The sequence below is a fragment of the Streptomyces sp. NBC_00237 genome (assembly GCF_026342435.1).
Taxonomy (GTDB): Bacteria; Actinomycetota; Actinomycetes; order Streptomycetales; family Streptomycetaceae; genus Streptomyces.
Window position 1 is genome coordinate 215,689 of record NZ_JAPEMT010000006.1, and the last position, 20,634, is coordinate 236,322.

A 20,634-nucleotide genomic window follows, 5' to 3' on the forward strand; every position below is an offset into this window, starting at 1 on the left:
AAGTGAACCCACCCCACCTCCCCGACCCCTCCGACCGCCCCGCCCGCCTCACCGTCGGTGTGGTCGGAGCGGGCCGCGTCGGCACCGCCCTCGCCGCCGCCCTGCGCCAGGCGGGCCACCGTCCCGTCGCCGCGTCGGGCGTCTCCGACGCCTCCGTGCGCCGTGCCGCCGCCCTGCTGCCCGGCATCCCCCTGGTCACCCCCGCCGAGGTCCTGGCCCGTGCCGACCTCGTCCTGCTGACCGTCCCCGACGACGCCCTGCCCGGTCTCGTCGAGGGCCTCGTCGAGACCGGGGCGATCCGTCCGGGGCAGCTCCTGGTGCACACCTCCGGCCGGTTCGGCACGAACGTCCTCGCGCCCGCCCTGCGCGCCGGTGCGCTGCCGCTCGCCCTGCACCCCGTGATGACCTTCACGGGCACGTCCGTGGACGTCCAGCGCCTCGCCGGGTGCTCCTTCGGGGTCACCGCCCCCGAGGAGCTCAGGCTGGCCGCGGAGGCCCTCGTCATCGAGATGGGCGGCGAGCCCGAGTGGATCGCCGAAGAGGCCCGCCCGCTCTACCACGCGGCCCTCGCCCTCGGCGCTAACCACCTGGTCACCCTCGTGGCCCAGTCGATGGAGCTGCTGCGCACCGCAGGCGTCGAGGCCCCCGATCGGATGCTCGGCCCGCTCCTGGGCGCGGCCCTCGACAACGCCCTGCGCTCCGGCGACGGAGCCCTCACAGGACCCGTCGCACGCGGCGACGCGGGCACCGTCGCAGCGCACGTCACGGAGCTGCGCAAGCACGCCCCGCAGACCGTCGCGGGCTACCTCGCGATGGCCCGTACGACGGCCGACCGCGCCCTCGCGCACGGCCTCCTCAAACCCGAGCTCGCCGAAGACCTCCTCGGCGTCCTCGCGGAAGGCGACCTGCGATGACCGCGACGCCCGCCCTCGTCCGTACGGCCGCCGAACTGGCCGCCCTGCCCCGCACCGGCCGCCGCTGCGTCGTCATGACCATGGGCGCGCTGCACGACGGGCACGCCACCTTGATCCGTACCGCACGGGAGCGCGCGGGAGCCGCAGGACAGGTGATCGTCACTGTCTTCGTCAACCCCCTCCAGTTCGGTGCGAACGAGGACCTCGACCGCTACCCGCGCACCCTCGACGCCGACTTCGCCCTCGCCGGGGAGGCGGGCGCGGACGCCGTGTTCGCCCCTTCCGTCGACGAGGTCTACCCGGGCGGCGACCCGCAGGTGCGGCTCTCCGCAGGTCCCATGGGCGAACGCCTCGAAGGTGCCACCCGGCCCGGGCACTTCGACGGCATGCTCACCGTCGTCGCCAAGCTGCTCCACCTGACCGCCCCCGACCTGGCCTTCTTCGGCCAGAAGGACGCCCAGCAACTCGCACTGATCAGACGCATGGTCCTCGACCTCAACTTCCCCGTCGAGATCGTCGCCGTCCCCACCGTCCGTGAGGACGACGGCCTGGCCCGCTCCAGCCGCAACCGCTACCTCTCCGCCGACGAACGCCGCACCGCCCTCGCACTGTCGGCGGCGCTGTTCGCGGGTGCCGCGCAGACGACTCCCCCAGCGGTACGGGAAGCGGCGCACCGCGTCCTCAAAGAGGCGACAGGGCTCGACCTCGACTACGTGGCGCTCGTGGACCCCGCCGACTTCACCGACGCCGGCGACGGGCACCGGGGCGACGCGGTCCTCGCCGTCGCCGCCCGGGTCGGCGCCACCCGCCTCATCGACAACCTGCCGCTGACCTTCGGCGACGTAAGCAACGACGCAAGCAACGACGCAAGCAACGACGCAAGCAACGACGTAAGCAACGACGCAGGCAACAACGTGAGCAACGACGTAAACAACGCGGCGAACGCACCGCAGCACACCCCAGGAGCAGCACCGTGACCGGCATACGCCTCGCCGCACCCGCCCCCGGCTGGTCCATCGACGCCGACGTCGTCGTCGTCGGCTCCGGAGTCGCGGGCCTCACCTGCGCCCTGCGCTGCACCGCCGCCGGACTGCGCACCGTCGTCGTCACCAAGGCCCGCCTGGACGACGGCTCCACCCGCTGGGCCCAGGGCGGCATCGCCGCGGCCCTCGGAGACGGCGACACCCCTCAGCAGCACCTGGACGACACTCTGGTCGCCGGAGCGGGCCTCTGCGACGAGGAAGCCGTACGCACCCTGGTGACGGAAGGCCCCGACGCCGTACGGCGGTTGATCGCCACCGGGGCGCACTTCGACACCGACCCCGACAGCGGTGTCATCCAGCTCACCCGCGAGGGCGGCCACCACCGCAGGCGCATCGCGCACGCGGGCGGCGACGCCACCGGCGCGGAGATCTCCCGGGCCCTCGTGGACGCGGTGCGCGCACAGTCCGTGCGCACCGTCGAGAACGCCCTCGTCCTCGACCTCCTCATCGACGCCGAGGGACGCACCAGCGGTGTCACCCTGCACGTCATGGGTGAGGGCCAGCACGACGGCGTCGGCGCGGTGAACGCCCCCGCCGTCGTCCTCGCCACCGGCGGCATGGGCCAGGTGTTCGCCGCCACCACCAACCCGGCGGTCTCCACCGGCGACGGCGTCGCCCTCGCACTGCGCGCGGGCGCGGAGGTCTCCGACCTCGAATTCGTCCAGTTCCACCCGACGGTGCTCTTCCTCGGCGAAGGCGCGGAGGGCCAGCAGCCGCTGGTGTCCGAAGCCGTACGGGGCGAGGGCGCGCACCTCGTCGACGCGGACGGCGTGCGCTTCATGCTCGGGCAGCACGAACTCGCCGAACTCGCGCCCCGCGACATCGTCGCCAAGGCGATCATGCGCCGCATGCAGGAGCAGGGCACCGCCCACATGTACCTGGACGGGCGGCACTTCGGCGCACGGATGTGGGAACAGCGCTTCCCGACCATCCTGGCCGCCTGCCGCTCCCACGGCATCGACCCGGTGACCGAGCCGATCCCGGTCGCCCCCGCCGCGCACTACGCCTCCGGGGGCATCCGCACCGACCTGAGGGGCCGGACCACCGTTCCGGGCCTGTACGCGTGCGGCGAGGTCGCCTGCACCGGCGTGCACGGCGCGAACCGGCTCGCCTCGAACTCCCTCCTGGAGGGGCTGGTGTTCGCCGAGCGGATCGCCGACTCGGTGACCGCCGCCGACCGCCGGGTTCCCGCCGCCCCCACCGAACCCGCCACCGTCCTCCCGCTGATCTCTCCGGACGACCGCCAGGAGATCCAGCAGACGATGTCGCGGGGTGCGGGCGTCCTCCGCTCGGCCGAGAGCCTCGCCGACGCCGCGGACGCCCTGGAGGCCGTACACCTCAACGCGCGCCACGAGGCCGCCGGTTCGGGCAAGTCCGCCGAGCCCGGCGTCGAGTCCTGGGAGACCACGAACCTCCTGTGCGTCTCGCGCGTCCTGGTCGCCGCCGCCCAGGAGCGCGAGGAGACCCGCGGCTGCCACTGGCGCGAGGACCACGCCGACCGCGACGACGCGCAGTGGCAGCGCCACCTCGTCGTCCGGCTGACCGACGACCACCGTCTTGTGGTGCGCCGCACGGCCACCGCCGCTTTCCCTCCCGTCGTACGAGAATCCCTTCCGAAGGAGCAGCACCAGTGAGCACCCCCGAGAACCCCCAGCTCCTCCCGCAGGCGGGCGGCTGCGGCGACGCCTGCGGCTGTTCCGGCGGAGCGGTGCAGGAGATCGCGGAGGACGGCACCTACGACCTCTCCGACTGCGGTCTGGACCCCGACCTCGCCCAGCTCCTCCTGGACTGCGGCCTCGACCCCATCGAGGTCGAGGACATCGCCAACGTCGCCCTCGCCGAGGACCTCGCGCACGGCGTCGACGTGACCACCGTCGCGACCGTCCCCGAAGAGGCCGTCGCCACCGGCGACTTCACCGCCCGCGAGGCGGGCACGGTCGCGGGCCTGCGCGTCGCCGAGACGGTCCTGTCCATCGTCTGCACCGAGGAGTTCGAGGTCGAGCGGCACGTGGAGGACGGCGACCGCGTGGAAGCCGGTCAGAAGCTCCTCACGGTCACCACCCGCACCCGGGACCTCCTCACCGGCGAACGCAGCGCCCTGAACCTCCTGTGCCGCCTCTCGGGCATCGCCACCGCCACCCGCGCGTGGGCGGACGCCCTGGAGGGCACCGGGGCGAAGGTCCGTGACACCCGCAAGACGACGCCGGGCCTGCGTTCGCTGGAGAAGTTCGCGGTCCGCTGCGGCGGCGGCGTCAACCACCGCATGTCGCTCTCCGACGCGGCCCTCGTCAAGGACAACCACGTCGTCGCCGCCGGGGGAGTCGCCCAGGCGTTCAAGCTCGTACGGGACGCCTTCCCCGAACTGGCCATCGAGGTCGAGGTCGACACCCTCGCGCAGGTCACCGAGGTCCTGGCGGCGGGCGCCGACCTGATCCTCCTGGACAACTTCACCCCGAAGCAGACCGCCGAGGCCGTCGCCCTGGTCGCGGGCCGCGCCGCCCTGGAGTCCTCCGGCCGTCTCACCCTCGACACGGCCCGCGCGTACGCCGACACGGGTGTCGACTACCTCGCCGTCGGGGCGCTCACGCACTCCTCCCCGATCCTCGACATCGGCCTCGACCTGCGCGAGGCGGACACCGCAGCCGGGGACGCCGCCTGATGCTCCTCACGATCGACGTCGGCAACACGCACACCGTCCTCGGCCTGTTCGACGGCGAGGAGATCGTCGAGCACTGGCGCATCTCCACCGACTCCCGCCGCACCGCCGACGAACTCGCCGTCCTCCTCCAGGGGCTGATGGGCATGCACCCCATGCTCGGCAACGAACTGGGCGACGGCATCGAGGGCATCGCGATCTGCGCGACGGTCCCCTCCGTCCTGCACGAGCTGCGCGAGGTCACCCGCCGCTACTACGGCGACGTCCCCGCCGTCCTCGTCGAGCCCGGTGTGAAGACCGGCGTGCCGATCCTCATGGACAACCCCAAGGAGGTCGGCGCGGACCGCATCGTCAACGCGGTCGCCGCCGTCGAGCTGTACGGCGGCCCGGCGATCGTCGTCGACTTCGGTACGGCCACCACCTTCGACGCGGTCTCCGCGAAGGGCGAGTACGTCGGCGGCGTCATCGCCCCCGGCATCGAGATCTCCGTCGACGCCCTCGGCGTCAGGGGAGCCCAGCTCCGCAAGATCGAACTGGCCCGCCCGCGCAGCGTCATCGGCAAGAACACCGTCGAGGCGATGCAGTCGGGCATCGTGTACGGCTTCGCGGGCCAGGTCGACGGGGTCGTCGCCCGCATGGCCCGCGAACTCTCGCCGCAGGACCCGGACGACGTCACGGTCATCGCGACCGGCGGCCTCGCCCCGATCATCCTCGGCGAGGCCACCGTCGTCGACGAGCACGAGCCCTGGCTCACCCTCATCGGCCTGCGCCTGGTGTACGAGCGCAACATCGCCCGTATGTGAGCGTGTGCCCGATCGGTTCCGGATGCAAGGGGGTTGCGGAGCCCTGTCACGGCTGCGCAACCCCCTCGCACCGGCGCTGGTCGTACCCCGCATGCACGACGCACCGCACGGAGCACCGGCGCACGGAGCACCGGCGCAGGGAACACCGGCACAGGGAGCCCCTGCGCAAGGGCGGAGCGCGGCGAGGCGCGGCGCACTGTCCCGCGCCGCCGCCCCGCTCGCCCTGCTGGCCCTGCTGGCGGCCTTCTTCGCGGGTACGGTGCCCGCCGGTGCGGCACCACCGCGCGAGGCGGCGCCCTCCGCGCCACCCCTCCTCCGCTGGGCTCCGCAGGCCCACTTCCTGCCTCCGGGAAGCCACGGCCCCGACGGCCGCTACCACCACCCTCCGTAAGAGGTGCTCCTGCGCTCCGAGGGGCGCGAGATCCGCGCCGACTTCGCCCCCGGCCAACGGCCAGGCCCCGATCACCGTCGAGGTGACCCCGCAGGAGGCTCCACCCACGGCAACGCGCCACCGAACACCCGATAAACGAAATTTGTCCGCTTAGCACTTAAAGTCACCACATGCCCACGCCATACGGTTCCCGCGGCGGCATGGCGTTCAGCGCAGACGAACTGCGTGTGCTCCGGCGCGCCCTCGCCCTCGCCCTCCACCCCGCCCCCCTTCCCTCCGACGAGGTGCGGGAGTGCCTGCGCCTGGCCGAATCCGTCGACGAGGCGATCCGCGAGGCGGGACGGCTGCGCGCCTTCCTCCTCGCCGACCTCGCCCGCTACCGGGCCGCGCTCCCCGGCTCCGCCACCGGCTACCTGGAGCTCCTCCAGGACGCCCTGGCGGCCGGATACCGCCCGCAGCCCGACGACCTCGCCTCGCTGCGTTCCCTGCGCACGCTTCCACTCGCGGCGGCGCTGCTCGGCCGCTGCCAGGGCATCGCCGAACGCTCGGTGCGCGCCAGGCTCGCCCGTACGGCGGTCTCCTCGGCGGCCCCCGCCGCGCCCGCCCCGCGCACCCGCCTCACCGCACTGCCCGGCGGCCGGGCCGACACCAAGCCGGTGCGGCCCGCGCCCAAGGAACCGGCCCCGGCCGACAACCCCGCGCGCGGGCGCCCGATGCCCACCCCTTCCGAGGCGTTCCCGCCCCGCAAGCGGCCCGCGCCCCCCGGGGAACAACGCGAGGCGAGCTAGCTACTCTGGAGCCATGGACTATGTCTCCGCGCTCCTGCCCCCGGTGGTGATGGCCGCCTTCTTCATCGGTCTCGTCGTGACGATCGTCAAGACCCAGGGCGGTACCAACAAGACCAAGGAAGACCGCATCGTGGACGCCGTCGCCGCGGCCACCATGGCCCCCGGTCCGACCCCCGACACCGCGAAGCGCAACAGCGGCGACGCCTGAGGCGCCAACGCCCGGAGCACGGTGCGACGCCCGGAACGCGGCGACGCCCGGTACGGCGACAAAGAGGGGCGTGCGATCCCGTGAGTACGGGATCGCACGCCCCTCTTTTCTTGTGCCCCGCCCGAATAGCCGGGAATTACTGATATCTCCCACTAGGGTGGCGCTGTGCCACGCCGATTGGGAGAGCTGGAAGACGCCGTCATGACGCGCGTGTGGCAGTGGAACCGTCCCGTCACCGTCCGGGAAGTCCTCGAAGATCTTCAGAAGGACCGTTCCATCGCCTACACCACCGTCATGACCGTAATGGACAATCTCCATCAGAAGGGCTGGGTGCGCAGGGAAGTAGACGGCAGGGCCTATCGATATACCTCGGTCTCCACGCGCGCCGCCTACTCGGCCGCACTGATGAACGAAGCCTGGTCGACCAGTGACAACCCCGCCGCCGCCCTTGTCGCGTTCTTCGGCATGATGTCCGCCGAGCAGCGCGAAGCACTTCAGGACGCGATGCGCGTCGTCCAGCGCGACGACGCGGAGGATTCGGCTCCAGTCACGGATACCGGGCCGGAAACCGCGCCGGATACCCGGGCCGTTACGGGGACCCATACGGGGTCCGATACGGGGTCCGATACCGGGCCGGATACGACCGGGACGCCCGCCGAAGTCCCCGGTGGGGGCGCGAAGCCGCCGGGGCGATAGCGTCCGGGCATGGCCCCAGATCGTATTGCGCCCGCAAAAGCCATCACCGTCCGCCGGGCGCGCACCAGTGATGTCCCGTCGATCCGCGCCCTTGTTGACGCCTACGCGCGCCAGAGCATCCTGCTCGACAAAGCGAACGTGACGCTTTACGAGGACATCCAGGAGTTCTGGGTCGCGGAACGCGACGAGGACGCCAGGGTGATCGGCTGCGGCGCCCTCCACGTCATGTGGGAAGACCTCGCCGAAGTCCGCACTCTCGCTGTGGACCTGGACTTCAAGGGCTCCGGAGTAGGGCATCAGGTGCTGGACAAACTCCTCCAGACCGCCCGTTGGATCGGAGTGCGCCGGGTATTCTGCCTGACCTTCGAAGTGCAGTTCTTCGCGAAGCACGGCTTCGTGGAGATCGGTGAGTCGCCGGTCGACGGAGATGTCTACAGCGAGCTGCTGCGTTCCCATGACGAGGGTGTGGCGGAGTTCCTCGGTCTCGAACGGGTGAAGCCCAACACCCTGGGTAACAGCCGGATGCTTCTGCACCTCTGAAGCGCGCGTGAAGCGCTGTGAAGCGCATGTTGTCAATGTCCGAATCGCGCACGTTTCCCGTGTTCTCGCGGTACTGAACCTCCGACAGGGGTTTGTGTTTTCCCCGGAAAAGCGGTTTCCTTTCCGCGTACTGCATTTTCGATGAAAGGAAATCCGGTGGCGCAGAAGGTTCAGGTCCTTCTTGTTGACGACCTCGACGGCGTCGAGGCGAACGAGACGGTGACGTTCGCTCTGGACGGCAAGACCTATGAGATCGACCTCACCACCGCGAACGCGGAGAAGCTCCGCGGGCTGCTCGACCCGTACACCAAGAACGGACGCCGTACCGGTGGCCGTTCCGCTGGTCGCGGCAAGGCACGCGTTGTTTCCGGTGGAGCCCAGAACACGGCCGAGATCCGTAAGTGGGCGAAGGACAACGGTTACGACGTGAGTGCCCGGGGCCGTGTTCCCGCCTCGGTGAAGGACGCCTACGAGAAGGCCAACGGCTGAGCCTGCCGCATTTTCGGCAGTTCCGTAGTCCCGTTGAGGTCCTTGGCGTTTGCGTTGGTCAATCTGGTCCGGTGGCATTCTGTCGCCGCCGCGGCCAGGAGGCGTACGAGATCGGGGGCATCCCCACTGCCCCCGATGCCGGCGAAGGCCGGAAGTGCCCGTTTCCCCTCGTGCCCCGGCACCGGGGGCCGCAGCCACACGGCGGCCCCGCCCGAAGGCAGGGGGCCGGAATCCGGCGGAGCGGGGGCGGCGATCAGGCCGCCCGTGCCGGTCGCCCGCAGATCGAGCGCGACGGAACCCCACTCCAGCCAGTCCAGGAGTGACGGCACCTCCTCCGCGCTTCCCGCGGCGAGCAGCAGCCGCATCCGCCGTCCCAGCAGGGCGACGGGCCCGGTGGGCCCGATCCGGCGCAGTACGGCGTGTCCCGCCTCCGCGGGGAGTTCCAGTACGTCGAAGTGCGTGCCGGTGCGCAGCAGAACCGGTTCTCCGGGAGCGCGGACGGTGGCCCAGCCGAGTTCGTCCTCGTACCAGCGGGCCCAGCGGGTCCGGTGCGCGTCGTCGTCGCCGGGCAGTGCCGGGCGGGGATGCGGAACGGTGGGGGCCATGACCGGAGCAACTCCCCAGACGGCCAGTGGTTACGCTCCGTCCGCCTTCGGATGCCCTGCGTGGGCGAAATGGGGGCGTACGCGTGCATCCGGCGGCGCAAGGATGTTCGCCCGTAGCTGAGGGAACCGGCGTGCGCCGCATGGAGTGTCAGTCCTTGCGGGTAAGACAGTCCTAGTGGGGAGGGGCGACACGCATCCCGAGCGGTCCCACGTTCGCCATCGGCGTAGTGGCGATAGGGCTAACTGCTTGGCCTGCGGGAACATCGTCTCGCACCATCGAGTTGGAGTAGTTGTCGGCTGTTCAAGCCGGGAGGCAGGAACGGGTGTCGGCAGTTGGAATGAGCTGTCCCGCCCCGCGGGACTAGCATGCGGAAGGACAGGGAGGGGACCGACCCCTTAACTGCCCGACCGCTCTGAGGAGCGAATAACGATGTTCGAGAGGTTCACCGACCGCGCGCGGCGGGTTGTCGTCCTGGCTCAGGAAGAAGCCCGGATGCTCAACCACAACTACATCGGCACCGAGCACATCCTCCTGGGTCTGATCCACGAGGGTGAGGGTGTCGCCGCTAAGGCCCTGGAGAGCCTCGGCATTTCGCTTGAGGCGGTTCGCCAGCAGGTCGAGGAGATCATCGGTCAGGGGCAGCAGGCCCCGTCCGGTCACATTCCCTTCACCCCGCGTGCCAAGAAGGTCCTGGAGCTTTCGCTCCGCGAGGCCCTCCAGCTCGGCCACAACTACATCGGCACCGAGCACATCCTGCTCGGCCTGATTCGCGAGGGCGAGGGCGTCGCCGCCCAGGTCCTGGTGAAGCTGGGCGCCGATCTCAACCGGGTGCGGCAGCAGGTCATCCAGCTGCTCTCCGGATACTCGGGCAAGGAGACCGCCGCAGCCGGCGGCCCTGCGGAAGGCACGCCTTCCACGTCCCTGGTGCTCGACCAGTTCGGCCGGAACCTCACCCAGGCCGCTCGTGAGTCCAAGCTCGACCCGGTCATCGGGCGCGAGAAGGAGATCGAGCGGGTCATGCAGGTGCTGTCCCGCCGTACGAAGAACAACCCGGTCCTCATCGGCGAGCCCGGCGTCGGCAAGACCGCCGTCGTCGAAGGTCTCGCGCAGGCCATCGTCAAGGGCGAGGTGCCCGAGACCCTCAAGGACAAGCACCTCTACACCCTCGACCTCGGCGCGCTCGTCGCGGGTTCCCGCTACCGCGGTGACTTCGAGGAGCGGCTGAAGAAGGTCCTCAAGGAGATCCGCACCCGCGGCGACATCATCCTGTTCATCGACGAGCTGCACACGCTCGTGGGTGCGGGTGCCGCAGAGGGCGCGATCGACGCGGCTTCGATCCTGAAGCCGATGCTGGCCCGCGGTGAGCTCCAGACCATCGGCGCCACCACGCTCGACGAGTACCGCAAGCACCTGGAGAAGGACGCCGCTCTTGAGCGACGCTTCCAGCCCATTCAGGTCGCGGAGCCGTCGCTGCCGCACACCATCGAGATCCTCAAGGGTCTGCGCGACCGTTACGAGGCCCACCACCGCGTCTCCATCACGGACGAGGCCCTCGTCCAGGCGGCGACGCTGGCGGACCGCTACATCTCGGACCGCTTCCTTCCGGACAAGGCGATCGACCTGATCGACGAGGCCGGATCGCGAATGCGCATCCGCCGGATGACCGCGCCGCCGGACCTCCGCGAGTTCGACGAGAAGATCGCCAACGTCCGCAGGGACAAGGAATCGGCGATCGACTCGCAGGACTTCGAGAAGGCCGCCTCCCTGCGCGACAAGGAGAAGCAGCTCCTCGCCGCGAAGGCCAAGCGGGAGAAGGAGTGGAAGGCCGGCGACATGGACGTCGTCGCCGAGGTCGACGGCGAGCTCATCGCCGAGGTCCTCGCGACCGCGACGGGCATCCCGGTCTTCAAGCTGACCGAGGAGGAGTCGAGCCGCCTGCTGCGCATGGAGGACGAGCTCCACAAGCGCGTCATCGGCCAGAAGGACGCCATCAAGGCGCTCTCCCAGGCGATCCGTCGTACGCGTGCCGGTCTGAAGGACCCGAAGCGTCCCGGTGGTTCGTTCATCTTCGCCGGTCCGTCCGGTGTCGGTAAGACCGAGCTGTCCAAGACGCTCGCGGAGTTCCTCTTCGGCGACGAGGACGCACTGATCTCCCTCGACATGTCGGAGTTCAGCGAGAAGCACACGGTCTCGCGTCTCTTCGGTTCGCCCCCCGGCTACGTGGGCTACGAAGAGGGCGGCCAGCTGACGGAGAAGGTGCGGCGCAAGCCGTTCTCGGTGGTCCTCTTCGACGAGGTCGAGAAGGCGCACCCGGACATCTTCAACTCGCTGCTCCAGATCCTGGAGGACGGTCGCCTGACCGACTCCCAGGGCCGCGTCGTGGACTTCAAGAACACGGTCATCATCATGACGACCAACCTTGGAACCCGTGACATCTCGAAGGGCTTCAACCTGGGCTTCGCCGCCCAGGGCGACGTCAAGACCGGGTACGAGCGGATGAAGAACAAGGTCAACGAAGAGCTCAAGCAGCACTTCCGCCCCGAGTTCCTCAACCGTGTCGACGACACGGTCGTCTTCCACCAGCTGACCGAGGAAGACATCATCCAGATCGTCGACCTCATGATCAACAAGGTGGACGAGCGGCTCAAGGACCGCGACATGGGCATCGAGCTGAGCTCGGACGCCAAGGCGCTCCTCGCCAAGAAGGGCTACGACCCCGTGATGGGCGCCCGGCCGCTGCGCCGGACGATCCAGCGCTCGATCGAGGACATCCTCTCGGAGAAGATCCTCTTCGGTGAGCTGCGCCCCGGTCACATCGTGGTCGTCGGCACCGAGGGTGAGGGCGACGCCAAGGAGTTCACCTTCCGCGGCGAGGAGAAGGCAGCACTGCCGGACGCCCCGCCGATCGAGTCCGCCGCCGGTGGCAACGGGCCGAACATGACCAAGGACGCGTAAGCGCTCCGGGTCCGCAGGACGAAGGGGCTGGCCCCGGGAACCGTACGGTTCCCGGGGCCAGCCCCTTTTCGCGTCCTGTTTTACGGCCTGTTTTACGGCCTGCGGTCCTACGGTCTCCGGCTCTACGGAACCCCCAGCGCGGCGGCAGCAACGGGATCACGAACGGCCCCGGCGCGCGAGTTCCTCCAGGTGATCTCCTTCGACGAATTCCTTCGCCGCCAGGAAATCCTGGAATGTGCGGTGGGTGAAGGGGAAGAAGTCGTCCGTGCGTTCCTGGAGGAATCCGGTGCGGTTCACGAGGCGGGTGAATTCCGTAAGGAGCTGAGTGTGTTCGCGAGATGACGACCCGGCGGTTGTCGGGGGAGTGGGGGAGGAGGTCGGCGAGTCAGGTGTGGGCGTCCTCGCGGTCGCCCTGGGCGCGGGGGTTGTCCCCCGAGGATGTGTGAGCAGGTCAGGACGTGCTGTCCGCAGAGCACGCCGCTGCCCTGGCGTACTCCCGGGATCGCGGCGGCCGCGGCTGCGTGCGATTGCCCGCCTTGAGGTCCTCGCCCTCCTGGTTCCCGCGCCCGGGCCCGGCGATCACGCGTGCACGATCCGCACCACCGTCACCACCAGCACCGCCGCACTCACGTAGTAGACGACCACCGCCCCACCCGCGACCCCCTGACGCCGGTCCTTCTCGCCTTTGACGTCGCGCGTGTCCTGGCCGTACGGGTCACAGGCCAGCGCCCGCATCGCGTGCTCGAAGCGCTGGCGGAGGTCGGGGTGCATCGCGTGCCGGGCCGTCTCCGCAGCCGGGGCGTACTGGATGCGAAGACGGGTCATGAGGCTTCCGGTCGGGGCGCGTGGGGCTCGCGGAGTTCGTCGGACCCGGCGGACACGCAGTCGGAGAAGTCGCCCGAGGCCAGCCGGGCGAAGACCGCCTCGTCCTCCTCGGCGGCGTCCGTCGGCGCGAGCGCCCAGCGGGCCAGCACCAACGGCAGGTCCAGGGCGGGAGTGCGGGCGATCTCGGCGTCCAGGTCGGCGGCCTGGGCGGGGGTGAGGGCGGCCCGGATGGTGGGGAGCGTGGCGGGCAGGTCGACGGCCCGGCCGCTCACCACCGTGTGCCACACGAATTCGTGCTCGCCACTGTCGCCCATCCGGTGCCCCTCCCGCCCCGACGGCACTGCCCTGCGCCACCACCGTACGCCGACACCCCTCATGGGGTTGAGACTTGCGCACGAGGAACAGGCGGGCGGACGGAAGGACGGCGAATCGTCCGTACGAGTGGGAAAGGGGTGCCCGATTGACGCCGTTCGTGTCCGTACGGGCAGCGGCGCGCGGCGCGCCCGTGACAAGGCGCACAGGGCTTTGCGGTCCTACTAGGGCAGGTAGTGGATTCCTCGGGGTCTCCGGCGGGACCTCGGGGGAGGCTGCGCGGTGACCTTGGGCCCGGAGGGAGGGGGCCCTTCCTCGGTGGGGGCGATTGTCCGATTCCGGTCCTTCTGACGAGGCGGTAAACCTGTTTCGCCGTGGATTTTTCGCCGCGCGGGGGAGGGGGCGGAGGGCGTCAAGGAGTCGAAGTCCGTGCCCGTGACTACGAAGCGAGGTCGTAGGAGGGGCGTTTGGGGCTGCGCGGGACGGCGGGTTACCAATGTGGAGCAAGCCCGGCGGACCTGCCGGGTTCACTCGTCTCCGGAGGTTTTTCCCGCATGTCGAAGCTCGTGTCCCGTCGGGTCCGCACCGCCCTCGTCGCCGCCGTGGCCGGTGCGACGTGCGTGGTCGGAACCGGGAGCGCCTTCGCTGCGAGCGGCGCTCCGGTGAAGACCGCCCCCGCGAAGACCCTCGCGAAGGCCGCAGAGAAGAAGGCCCCCGTAGCCAAGGCCAAGGCCAAGGCCAAGGCATGGCGCAAGCCTGTCCAGGGCTATGCGCTCTCCGCCACCTTCGGCAAGGGCGGGAACAGGTGGTCCCACAAGCACTCCGGCCAGGACTTCGCCGTACCGATCGGTACTGTCGTGAAGGCCGCATCGGCGGGCACCGTCGTCAAGGCCGGCCCCAACGGCGGCGGCGACGGCCCCGCGTACGGCAACGCGATCGTCGTGCGGCACGCGGACAACACGTACTCCCAGTACGCGCACCTCTCCCGGCTCCGGGTCGCGGTCGGCCAGAAGGTCGGCGCGGGCCAGGCGATAGCCCTGTCGGGCAACACCGGCAACTCGTCGGGACCGCACCTCCACTTCGAGATCCGCACCACGCCGAACTACGGTTCCGCGATCAACCCGGTCGCCTACCTGCGTTCGGTCGGCGTGGCCGTCTGACCAGCTCGTCTGACCAGCTCGTCCGGCCATCCCGCCTGGCCAGCCGGTCCGGCCAGCCTGTTTGACCAGCCCGTTCGATGAGTACGCAGCGCTGTTACGGAAGGCCGTCCCGGGACGCGTCCGCCTGGGTGACCAGGTCGATCGCGACTTCCAGGACGGCCTTCCGCTTGTCCTCTTCGTCGCCCTCGATCTCCTTCAGGGCGAACATGCCCGCGTGCATCGTGAACAGCGCGCTGATGCACCGCACCTGGTCGACCAACGGCGCTTCCGGCTCCTTCATCAGGGCCATCATCTGGATCATCCGCGCCTTGAAGCTGTCGCCGATGCTCAGGTCCCGCACCGTCCCTTGGTTCTCCTGCATGAAGCGGAAGAGCGGGCCCGCGTCGGTCAGCGCGGCGCTGTAGCGATTCAGCAGTTCCTTCTTGGTGTCCAGCGTGCGCGGCTGCCCCTCGCCCCACTCGATCATCTCGTCCATGGGCCGGGTCAGGTCCTGGAAGAGGCTGATCAGGATGTCTTCCTTGGTCTTGAAGTGGTAGTACAGCGCCGCCTTGGTGACGTCGAGCTCCTCGGCGATCTCCCGCAGCGAGGTCTTCTCGTACCCCTGCTCACCGAACAGCCGCAGCGCCACGTCCTGGATGCGCTGGCGCGTGTCACCCCGGCGAGCTCGGCCCGTTCCGCTGGCGCTGCTGCTCATCGTCTTACTCCCAAGGCTTGTTCAACTCACCAGAACTTACTTGACGACCGGCAAGTTAGCGGTCTACCTTCCTGAAGTGTAGCCAACTTGCCGGGCGGCAAGTAAGTACCAAAGGGGACGGGACATGGGAACCACAGCACCAGCACCAGCGATGTCGAAAGCGGAACAGCCGGGGAAGCCGGGGAAGCCTGCGGAGCAGGGGAAGCCGCAGCGCAGCGTGCGCGTCGTACTCCTCGCGCTGATGATCGCCATGTTGCTGGCGATGCTCGACAACATGATCATCGGCACCGCGATGCCGACCATCGTCGGCGAGCTGGGCGGCCTGGAACACCTGTCCTGGGTGGTCACCGCCTACACGCTGACGACCGCCGCCTCCACTCCCATCTGGGGAAAGCTCGGCGACCTCTACGGCCGCAAGGGCATCTTCCTCACTTCGATCGTCGTCTTCCTCCTCGGCTCCGTACTCAGCGGAATGGCCCAGGACATGGGTCAGCTGATCGGCTTCAGGGCCGTGCAGGGACTGGGTGCGGGCGGTCTGATGGTCGGCGTCATGGCGATCATCGGCGACCTGATTCCGCCGCGTGAGCGCGGCAAGTACCAGGGCATGATGGCCGGTGTGATGGCGCTCGCCATGATCGGCGGTCCGCTGGTCGGCGGTGCGATCACCGACCACCTCGGCTGGCGCTGGTCCTTCTACATCAACATCCCGCTCGGCGCGCTCGCCCTCGTCATGATCACCACCGTGCTGCACCTCCCGAAGAAGGAGCGCACCGGCAAGGGGAAGATCGACTATCTCGGCGCGGTCCTGCTGACCGTCGGCATCACCGCGATCGTGCTGGTCACCACCTGGGGCGGCACCGAGTACGCCTGGGGCTCCGGCCAGATCCTCGGTCTGATCGTCGTCGGTCTCGCCTCGATCGCGGGCTTCCTGTACGTGGAGACGAAGGCTGCAGAGCCGATCATCCCGCTGCACATCTTCCGCAACCGGAACTTCACCCTCATGTCGGTGATCGGCTTCATCGTCGGCTTCGTGATGTTCGGCGCGGTCCTCTACCTGCCGCTCTTCCAGCAGTCCGTACAGGGCGCGTCGGCCACCAACTCCGGTCTGCTCCTGCTGCCGATGCTGCTGTCGATGATGGTCGTCTCGCTGGTCGTCGGCCGGGTCACCACCAACACCGGCAAGTACAAGCTGTTCCCGATCGCGGGCGGCGTCCTGATCACCGCGGGCCTCTTCCTGCTGGCGCAGATGGACACCGACACCTCCCGCCTCACCTCGGGCGTCTACATGGCGGTGCTCGGCGCGGGCATGGGCTTCCTGATGCAGATCACGATGCTCGTCGCGCAGAACAGCGTCGAGCCCAAGGACATGGGCGTCGCCTCCTCCTCCACGACCCTCTTCCGTACGCTCGGCAGCTCGTTCGGCGTCTCGGTGATGGGCGCGCTGTTCACCTCCCGGGTCACCGACTCGATGGTCGCCCAGGGCGGCTCCACCGGCGGCATGCCGAAGGGTGCGGCGCTGGACGCGGCGAGCCTGGAGAAGCTCCCGGCCGCACTGCGCGAGATGTACCAGTTCGCGGTCTCCTCCGGCACGCACGGCGCGTTCCTGATGGGCGCGGGGATCGCGGTGATCGGCCTGGTCGCGGCGTTCTTCGTCAAGGAGGTCGAACTGAAGGGCGCGGGCCCGCAGAAGAAGGCCGAGTCCGCCACCAAGGCGTAGGGGGTACGTCGCCCGGCTCGGAGGTTACGAAGAAGGGGCCCGCGGTGCTGTCAGCACCGCGGGCCCCTTCCTCGTACTGCTTATCCGGCTGCTTTTCCGTACCGAGGAAAACCCTCAGCGCTTGCGCGGCGGCAGGTCCGCCAGATTGACGATCGGGAAGCTGCCCGTCGCCGTCGGGGCGTGCTCCGGCAGCCACAGCACGGCGATCGCGCCCCCGTCCGCCTGCGCGTTGCGGAACGTCAGCCGCGCCCCGAGCACCTTCGCCTGGCCCGACGCGATGGTCAGCCCGAGGCCGTGCCCGTGGCCCGCCCGGTCGGTCGATCCGGTACGGAAGCGGCTCGGCCCCTCCCGCAGCAGGTCCGCGGGGAAACCCTTGCCGTGGTCGCGGACCCGCACCACCCGGCCCTCGACCGTCACCTCGAACGGGGGCTTCCCGTGCTTGGCGGCATTGCCGAGGAGGTTGCCGATGATGCGCTCCAGCCGGCGCGGATCGGTGTTGACCCAGCTCCCGTGCACCACCGTGACGACCGCGTCGGGGTAGAGGGACGCCACCCGCCGCGTGACGAATTCGCCGAGCGCGATCTCCTGCATCTCCGCCCGCTCGGCGGCGCTGTCCAGCCGCGCCACCTCCAGTACGTCCTCCACCAGCGTCCGCAGGGCCTGCGCCCGGTCCCGTACGAGCTCGGTGGGACGGGACGGAGGCAGCAGTTCCGCGGCCGTGAGCAGCCCGGTGACCGGCGTGCGCAGCTCGTGCGCGATGTCGGCGGTGACCCTGCGCTCCGCCTCCACCCGCTCCTGGAGGGCGTCGGTGAGGGCGTCCACGGCATGCGCGAGGTCGTCGGTCTCGTCCCGTACGACACCGCTGATGGCGTCCAGCACCCGTACCTGCGTATTGCCCTGGGCCACGTCGGTGGCGGCGGACGCGGCCTTGCGCAGACGGCGCGAGATGGAGCCGCCGATGAGGATGCCCAGCGCGGTGCCGCCGACGACGACGGCGCTCGACGCGATCACCAGGGACCGGTCGAGGTCCTGCACGACGCGCACGTTGTTGGGGAAGGTGGTGTGCAGCGAGAGGATGTCGTTGCCCGGGTAGGGGACCGCGGCCCACACCTCGGGGACCCCTTTCGGGTCCTCCTGGACGTGCGTGGCGCGGCGGCCGTGCGCCAGCTTGGCGCGCAGCTCGGCGGGCAGGTCGGGGTCGTTGAGCTGGGATCCGACCTTCGGGTCGCGGGAGGACTCGTACAGCCGCTGGGCGAACTGGAGGCGCTCCAGTTGCAGGTCACGGGCGTTGTCGAGCATGGAGACGCGCGCGGAGTTGTGCACGACGAGGCTCAGGATGACGGCGATCAGCGCGCTCACGGCGGCGATCGCGAAGCTGATCTTCCAGCGGATGCCGGTGCGCAGGGCGAAACGTCTCATGCGGGGCTCTTCACGGAAGGGATCAGGGCTTCAACTTGTAGCCGAAGCCGCGGACCGTCTCGATCCGGTCCTGGCCGATCTTCGTACGCAGCCGTTGCACGTGGACGTCCACGACCCGGGTGTCGCCGCCCCAACCGTAGTCCCACACCCGCTCCAGGAGCTTGTCGCGGGAGAGGACGGTGCCGGGCGCGGACGAGAATTCGAGCAGCAGCCGCATCTCGGTCGGGGTGAGGGCGACGGGCTCGCCGTTCTTGCGGACCTCCATGCCCTCCGTGTCGACCTCCAGTTCGCCGAAGGTCAGCACCCCGCCCTCGCCGCCCTGCACCGGCTCGGGGGCCGTACCGCCGGACGCGTGGCCGAAGCGGCGCAGTACGGCGCGGATGCGGGCGACCAGCACCGAGCCGTCGAACGGCTTCGTCACGTAGTCGTCGGCCCCGGCCTCCAGGCCGAGCACCACGTCGATCGAGTCCGCCCGCGCGGACAGCATGATCACCGGCACGGTCGACTCGTCGCGGATGCGGCGGCACAGACTCACCCCGTCCATGCCCGGCAGCATGACGTCGAGCAGCGCGATGTCCGGCTGCTGCGCGCGGAACGCCTCCAGGCCGGAGAGACCGTCCGGCATCGCGGTCACGGTGAACCCGTCCCGCTCCAGCGCCAACTGGGTCGCCTCACGGATCACGTCGTCGTCCTCGACGAACAGGACGTGGGTATCGGCCATGCGGTGCACTCTGCTCTCTCGGTCCGGTCTCTTGTGGCCTGGTCTCTGTCGGTCCGGTCCCTGTCCGTCCGGTCCTGGTGATGTTCCACGTGAAACATCACCCGGTCAGTCCTGGCGCGGCGGGGTGACGTCGGGGACTGCGGCGCGCGAGGGCTCGACTTTTGCGGGTTCGGACGTGCCGCCCCGCTTCTTCTCCTCCGCGTCCAGGTCCGGGTTCTGTTCCTCGCCCTGCTTGGTGCCCTTGCCGACGGCCTTGCTGTAGCTGTTCGCCACCCTGTCGTGCTCGACGAACTTCTGCCCCTTCCAGCGGTACGTCACCACCACCTCGCCGGACGGAAACTCGACCGGGTCGCCCTTCTTGTACTCCGGACGGGTTACCACCAGGTCGCCCCGGTCGATCGAGGCGTACACAGCGGGCTCCTCCGCCACGAAGACGTTCGTGTACCGGCCATTGTCCTCGCGGAACACGTAACTGCCGATACCGATGGCATCGCCACAGGTCATCACGTTGACGATGACGTCGTCCGAAGCGCCGTGGGTGACCTTGCCGTACGAGGCGTCGACCGGGTAGATGTCCTTGACGCAGGGCTTGAGGTCGCGCTTGACGGTCTCGCTGACCTTCGGGTCGTTCTTCAGCAGCTCGACGGGGTCCATCCGGGCGGCCGGCACGACCGGCCCGGACGGCGCGTCGGCCGCCACCGACGACGTGGGGCGCGGCGTCGGGTCGGCCTGGGCGGCGACCGGGTCGGAACGGCCCGGGCCCGCGTCGCGCGTGCCGGTGCCGCCCGCACTGCACGACACCCCGAACAGGCCGACGGCGGCGAGGCCGGCCATAGCCGTTCCACTCACCGCCAGTACGTTCCGCTGGGACCGCTGGGTCCGCTCCCGGGGTCGCGTGCCCCTGCCGCCGGGACTGTGCCCGATCGTGGTGCACTCGTCGGGGGCGGCCCCCCGGCCGTCCCCGTCCGTCTTCGCCCCGAGACCGCTTCGCCTGCCTAGGCCGCGCACCGCTCCTGCCCCCGTTCGACCCGCATCCCTGAGCTCTCAACTCCGTTCGAGCAGGGGAGACCCCACCCGCCGCCTGTCCGGCGGTAGTCGCCGCGCTCCAGGGCCCTGGCGTCCAGGTCCCTGCTCTCCAGTTCCTGCCGGAGCCGGGCGAGTGCCCGGTGCAAGGTGCTCTTGACCGTACCGGCAGACATGCCCAGTGCGGCAGCGGTCTCCTCGGTGCTCATCTGCTCCCAGTGCCGCAATACGACCACGCTGCGCTGCTTCGGCGCCAGTACACCGAGGATGTCCATCAGCAGAGCGCGGTCAGCGCGCTGCTCCGTGCCGTCCTCGACGCGGGCGTCGGGCAGCTGCTCGGTGGGGACCTCGTCCAGCTTGCGGGCCCGCCACCATTCCGTACGCGTGTTGATCATGACACGGCGGAGGTAGGCGTCGGCGAGCGACTTGTCCTCGATGCCGTCCCAGCGGCCGTACGTACGGGCCAGTGCGGTCTGGAGGAGGTCCTGGGCGTCCACCGGGTCCGGGACGAGTCGGCGTGCACTGCGCAGCAGAGCCTCCTGCCGCGTGCGTACGTACTCCTCGAATCCGAGCACCTCGCCGTGCGCCATTCGAACCGCCTCCGTCCCGTCCCGTTTTCAGCCGGTGGTCAGACCGGCTGCCGTTCCCCTGTGCTCATGAAGCTACGGAGGCGT

At 69.8% G+C, this 20,634-nt stretch carries 23 protein-coding genes; 14 read left to right on the forward strand and 9 right to left on the reverse strand.

The window, feature by feature from the left end; translation table 11 throughout:
• The first annotated feature begins 2 nt into the window (after nt 1–2).
• The 11 genes from OG897_RS39195 (at nt 3) to OG897_RS39245 (ending at nt 8,528) form a co-directional block, all read left to right on the forward strand.
• Nucleotides 3–914, forward strand: a complete 912-nt coding sequence (locus tag OG897_RS39195) for a Rossmann-like and DUF2520 domain-containing protein (RefSeq protein ID WP_266664949.1) — start codon at nt 3–5, stop codon at nt 912–914.
• Complete coding sequence (gene panC, locus OG897_RS39200) at nt 911–1,891, forward strand: pantoate--beta-alanine ligase (protein WP_266664951.1); 981 nt, start codon at nt 911–913, stop codon at nt 1,889–1,891. The genes OG897_RS39195 and panC overlap by 4 nt, the downstream gene beginning before the upstream one ends.
• Complete coding sequence (locus tag OG897_RS39205; protein ID WP_266664953.1) at nt 1,888–3,591, forward strand: L-aspartate oxidase; 1,704 nt, start codon at nt 1,888–1,890, stop codon at nt 3,589–3,591. Before panC ends, OG897_RS39205 begins: the two co-directional genes overlap by 4 nt.
• Complete coding sequence (nadC, locus tag OG897_RS39210; RefSeq protein WP_266664955.1) at nt 3,588–4,616, forward strand: carboxylating nicotinate-nucleotide diphosphorylase; 1,029 nt, start codon at nt 3,588–3,590, stop codon at nt 4,614–4,616. The genes OG897_RS39205 and nadC overlap by 4 nt, the downstream gene beginning before the upstream one ends.
• A complete protein-coding gene (locus OG897_RS39215) occupies nt 4,616–5,416 on the forward strand; it encodes a type III pantothenate kinase (RefSeq protein ID WP_266664957.1) in 801 nt (266 codons plus the stop codon). The genes nadC and OG897_RS39215 overlap by 1 nt, the downstream gene beginning before the upstream one ends.
• 91 nt (nt 5,417–5,507) lie before the next feature.
• Entirely contained in the window at nt 5,508–5,807 is a 300-nt protein-coding gene (locus OG897_RS39220; protein ID WP_266664959.1) for a hypothetical protein, read from the forward strand.
• A 200-nt stretch (nt 5,808–6,007) separates the two neighbouring features.
• Nucleotides 6,008–6,595 carry a hypothetical protein gene (locus OG897_RS39225; RefSeq protein WP_266665062.1) on the forward strand — a complete coding sequence of 196 codons (588 nt, stop codon included), beginning with the start codon at nt 6,008–6,010 and terminating at the stop codon, nt 6,593–6,595.
• A 13-nt stretch (nt 6,596–6,608) separates the two neighbouring features.
• Nucleotides 6,609–6,803 carry a hypothetical protein gene (locus OG897_RS39230; RefSeq protein WP_266664961.1) on the forward strand — a complete coding sequence of 65 codons (195 nt, stop codon included), beginning with the start codon at nt 6,609–6,611 and terminating at the stop codon, nt 6,801–6,803.
• Between the two features lie 165 nt (nt 6,804–6,968).
• Nucleotides 6,969–7,499, forward strand: coding sequence for a BlaI/MecI/CopY family transcriptional regulator (locus OG897_RS39235; RefSeq protein ID WP_266664963.1), 531 nt, complete (start codon nt 6,969–6,971; stop codon nt 7,497–7,499).
• A gap of 9 nt (nt 7,500–7,508) precedes the next feature.
• On the forward strand, nt 7,509–8,039 hold the full coding sequence (locus OG897_RS39240) for an amino-acid N-acetyltransferase (RefSeq protein ID WP_266664965.1): 531 nt from the start codon (nt 7,509–7,511) through the stop codon (nt 8,037–8,039).
• Nucleotides 8,040–8,195: 156 nt separating this feature from the next.
• A complete protein-coding gene (locus OG897_RS39245) occupies nt 8,196–8,528 on the forward strand; it encodes an Lsr2 family protein (RefSeq protein WP_266664967.1) in 333 nt (110 codons plus the stop codon).
• On the opposite strand, the gene OG897_RS39250 is transcribed toward OG897_RS39245, so the two are convergent.
• Nucleotides 8,507–9,133: an SCO3374 family protein gene (locus OG897_RS39250; protein ID WP_266664969.1), complete on the reverse strand. Its 627-nt coding sequence runs from the start codon at nt 9,131–9,133 to the stop codon at nt 8,507–8,509. The genes OG897_RS39245 and OG897_RS39250 overlap by 22 nt on opposite strands.
• 430 nt (nt 9,134–9,563) lie before the next feature.
• Here OG897_RS39250 and OG897_RS39255 point away from each other — a divergent pair, with 430 nt between their 5' ends.
• Entirely contained in the window at nt 9,564–12,089 is a 2,526-nt protein-coding gene (locus OG897_RS39255; RefSeq protein ID WP_266664971.1) for an ATP-dependent Clp protease ATP-binding subunit, read from the forward strand.
• Between the two features lie 156 nt (nt 12,090–12,245).
• Here the strand turns inward: OG897_RS39255 and OG897_RS39260 are convergent, their stop codons facing one another.
• The 3 genes from OG897_RS39260 to OG897_RS39270 form a co-directional block, all read right to left on the reverse strand.
• Nucleotides 12,246–12,386, reverse strand: coding sequence for a hypothetical protein (locus OG897_RS39260; RefSeq protein ID WP_266664973.1), 141 nt, complete (start codon nt 12,384–12,386; stop codon nt 12,246–12,248).
• Nucleotides 12,387–12,668: 282 nt separating this feature from the next.
• A complete protein-coding gene (locus OG897_RS39265) occupies nt 12,669–12,914 on the reverse strand; it encodes a hypothetical protein (RefSeq protein WP_266664975.1) in 246 nt (81 codons plus the stop codon).
• A complete protein-coding gene (locus OG897_RS39270; RefSeq protein ID WP_266664977.1) occupies nt 12,911–13,291 on the reverse strand; it encodes a hypothetical protein in 381 nt (126 codons plus the stop codon). Before OG897_RS39270 ends, OG897_RS39265 begins: the two co-directional genes overlap by 4 nt.
• Before the next feature lie 489 nt (nt 13,292–13,780).
• Here OG897_RS39270 and OG897_RS39275 point away from each other — a divergent pair, with 489 nt between their 5' ends.
• Nucleotides 13,781–14,386 (forward strand): M23 family metallopeptidase, encoded by a 606-nt coding sequence (locus tag OG897_RS39275; RefSeq protein WP_266664979.1) that lies wholly within the window; start codon nt 13,781–13,783, stop codon nt 14,384–14,386.
• A gap of 94 nt (nt 14,387–14,480) precedes the next feature.
• On the opposite strand, the gene OG897_RS39280 is transcribed toward OG897_RS39275, so the two are convergent.
• Nucleotides 14,481–15,080 (reverse strand): TetR/AcrR family transcriptional regulator, encoded by a 600-nt coding sequence (locus tag OG897_RS39280; protein WP_266664981.1) that lies wholly within the window; start codon nt 15,078–15,080, stop codon nt 14,481–14,483.
• Nucleotides 15,081–15,231: 151 nt separating this feature from the next.
• Here OG897_RS39280 and OG897_RS39285 point away from each other — a divergent pair, with 151 nt between their 5' ends.
• Complete coding sequence (locus tag OG897_RS39285; protein WP_266665064.1) at nt 15,232–16,797, forward strand: MDR family MFS transporter; 1,566 nt, start codon at nt 15,232–15,234, stop codon at nt 16,795–16,797.
• A 114-nt stretch (nt 16,798–16,911) separates the two neighbouring features.
• Here the strand turns inward: OG897_RS39285 and cseC are convergent, their stop codons facing one another.
• The 4 genes from cseC to OG897_RS39305 all read right to left on the reverse strand — a co-directional run bounded on the left by cseC (nt 16,912) and on the right by OG897_RS39305 (nt 20,550).
• Complete coding sequence (gene cseC / locus OG897_RS39290) at nt 16,912–18,216, reverse strand: two-component system sensor histidine kinase CseC (protein ID WP_266664983.1); 1,305 nt, start codon at nt 18,214–18,216, stop codon at nt 16,912–16,914.
• 22 nt (nt 18,217–18,238) lie between these two features.
• Nucleotides 18,239–18,937, reverse strand: coding sequence for a two-component system response regulator CseB (gene cseB / locus OG897_RS39295; RefSeq protein ID WP_266664985.1), 699 nt, complete (start codon nt 18,935–18,937; stop codon nt 18,239–18,241).
• Between the two features lie 105 nt (nt 18,938–19,042).
• Nucleotides 19,043–19,786 (reverse strand): hypothetical protein, encoded by a 744-nt coding sequence (locus OG897_RS39300; protein ID WP_323188160.1) that lies wholly within the window; start codon nt 19,784–19,786, stop codon nt 19,043–19,045.
• 146 nt (nt 19,787–19,932) lie between these two features.
• Nucleotides 19,933–20,550 (reverse strand): SigE family RNA polymerase sigma factor, encoded by a 618-nt coding sequence (locus tag OG897_RS39305; protein ID WP_266664987.1) that lies wholly within the window; start codon nt 20,548–20,550, stop codon nt 19,933–19,935.
• Nucleotides 20,551–20,634: the final 84 nt, after the last annotated feature.

Coding starts and splice junctions, on each gene's coding strand:
- panC (WP_266664951.1), top strand. CDS start 911: ATGACCGCGACGCCCGCCCTCGTCCGTACGGCCGCCGAACTGGCCGCC.
- OG897_RS39215 (WP_266664957.1), top strand. CDS start 4,616: ATGCTCCTCACGATCGACGTCGGCAACACGCACACCGTCCTCGGCCTG.
- OG897_RS39220 (WP_266664959.1), top strand. CDS start 5,508: ATGCACGACGCACCGCACGGAGCACCGGCGCACGGAGCACCGGCGCAG.
- OG897_RS39225 (WP_266665062.1), top strand. CDS start 6,008: ATGGCGTTCAGCGCAGACGAACTGCGTGTGCTCCGGCGCGCCCTCGCC.
- OG897_RS39230 (WP_266664961.1), top strand. CDS start 6,609: ATGGACTATGTCTCCGCGCTCCTGCCCCCGGTGGTGATGGCCGCCTTC.
- OG897_RS39240 (WP_266664965.1), top strand. CDS start 7,509: ATGGCCCCAGATCGTATTGCGCCCGCAAAAGCCATCACCGTCCGCCGG.
- OG897_RS39250 (WP_266664969.1), bottom strand. CDS start 9,133: ATGGCCCCCACCGTTCCGCATCCCCGCCCGGCACTGCCCGGCGACGAC.
- OG897_RS39255 (WP_266664971.1), top strand. CDS start 9,564: ATGTTCGAGAGGTTCACCGACCGCGCGCGGCGGGTTGTCGTCCTGGCT.
- OG897_RS39265 (WP_266664975.1), bottom strand. CDS start 12,914: ATGACCCGTCTTCGCATCCAGTACGCCCCGGCTGCGGAGACGGCCCGG.
- OG897_RS39270 (WP_266664977.1), bottom strand. CDS start 13,291: ATGAGGGGTGTCGGCGTACGGTGGTGGCGCAGGGCAGTGCCGTCGGGG.
- OG897_RS39275 (WP_266664979.1), top strand. CDS start 13,781: ATGTCGAAGCTCGTGTCCCGTCGGGTCCGCACCGCCCTCGTCGCCGCC.
- OG897_RS39280 (WP_266664981.1), bottom strand. CDS start 15,080: ATGAGCAGCAGCGCCAGCGGAACGGGCCGAGCTCGCCGGGGTGACACG.
- OG897_RS39285 (WP_266665064.1), top strand. CDS start 15,232: ATGTCGAAAGCGGAACAGCCGGGGAAGCCGGGGAAGCCTGCGGAGCAG.
- cseC (WP_266664983.1), bottom strand. CDS start 18,216: ATGAGACGTTTCGCCCTGCGCACCGGCATCCGCTGGAAGATCAGCTTC.
- cseB (WP_266664985.1), bottom strand. CDS start 18,937: ATGGCCGATACCCACGTCCTGTTCGTCGAGGACGACGACGTGATCCGT.
- OG897_RS39305 (WP_266664987.1), bottom strand. CDS start 20,550: ATGGCGCACGGCGAGGTGCTCGGATTCGAGGAGTACGTACGCACGCGG.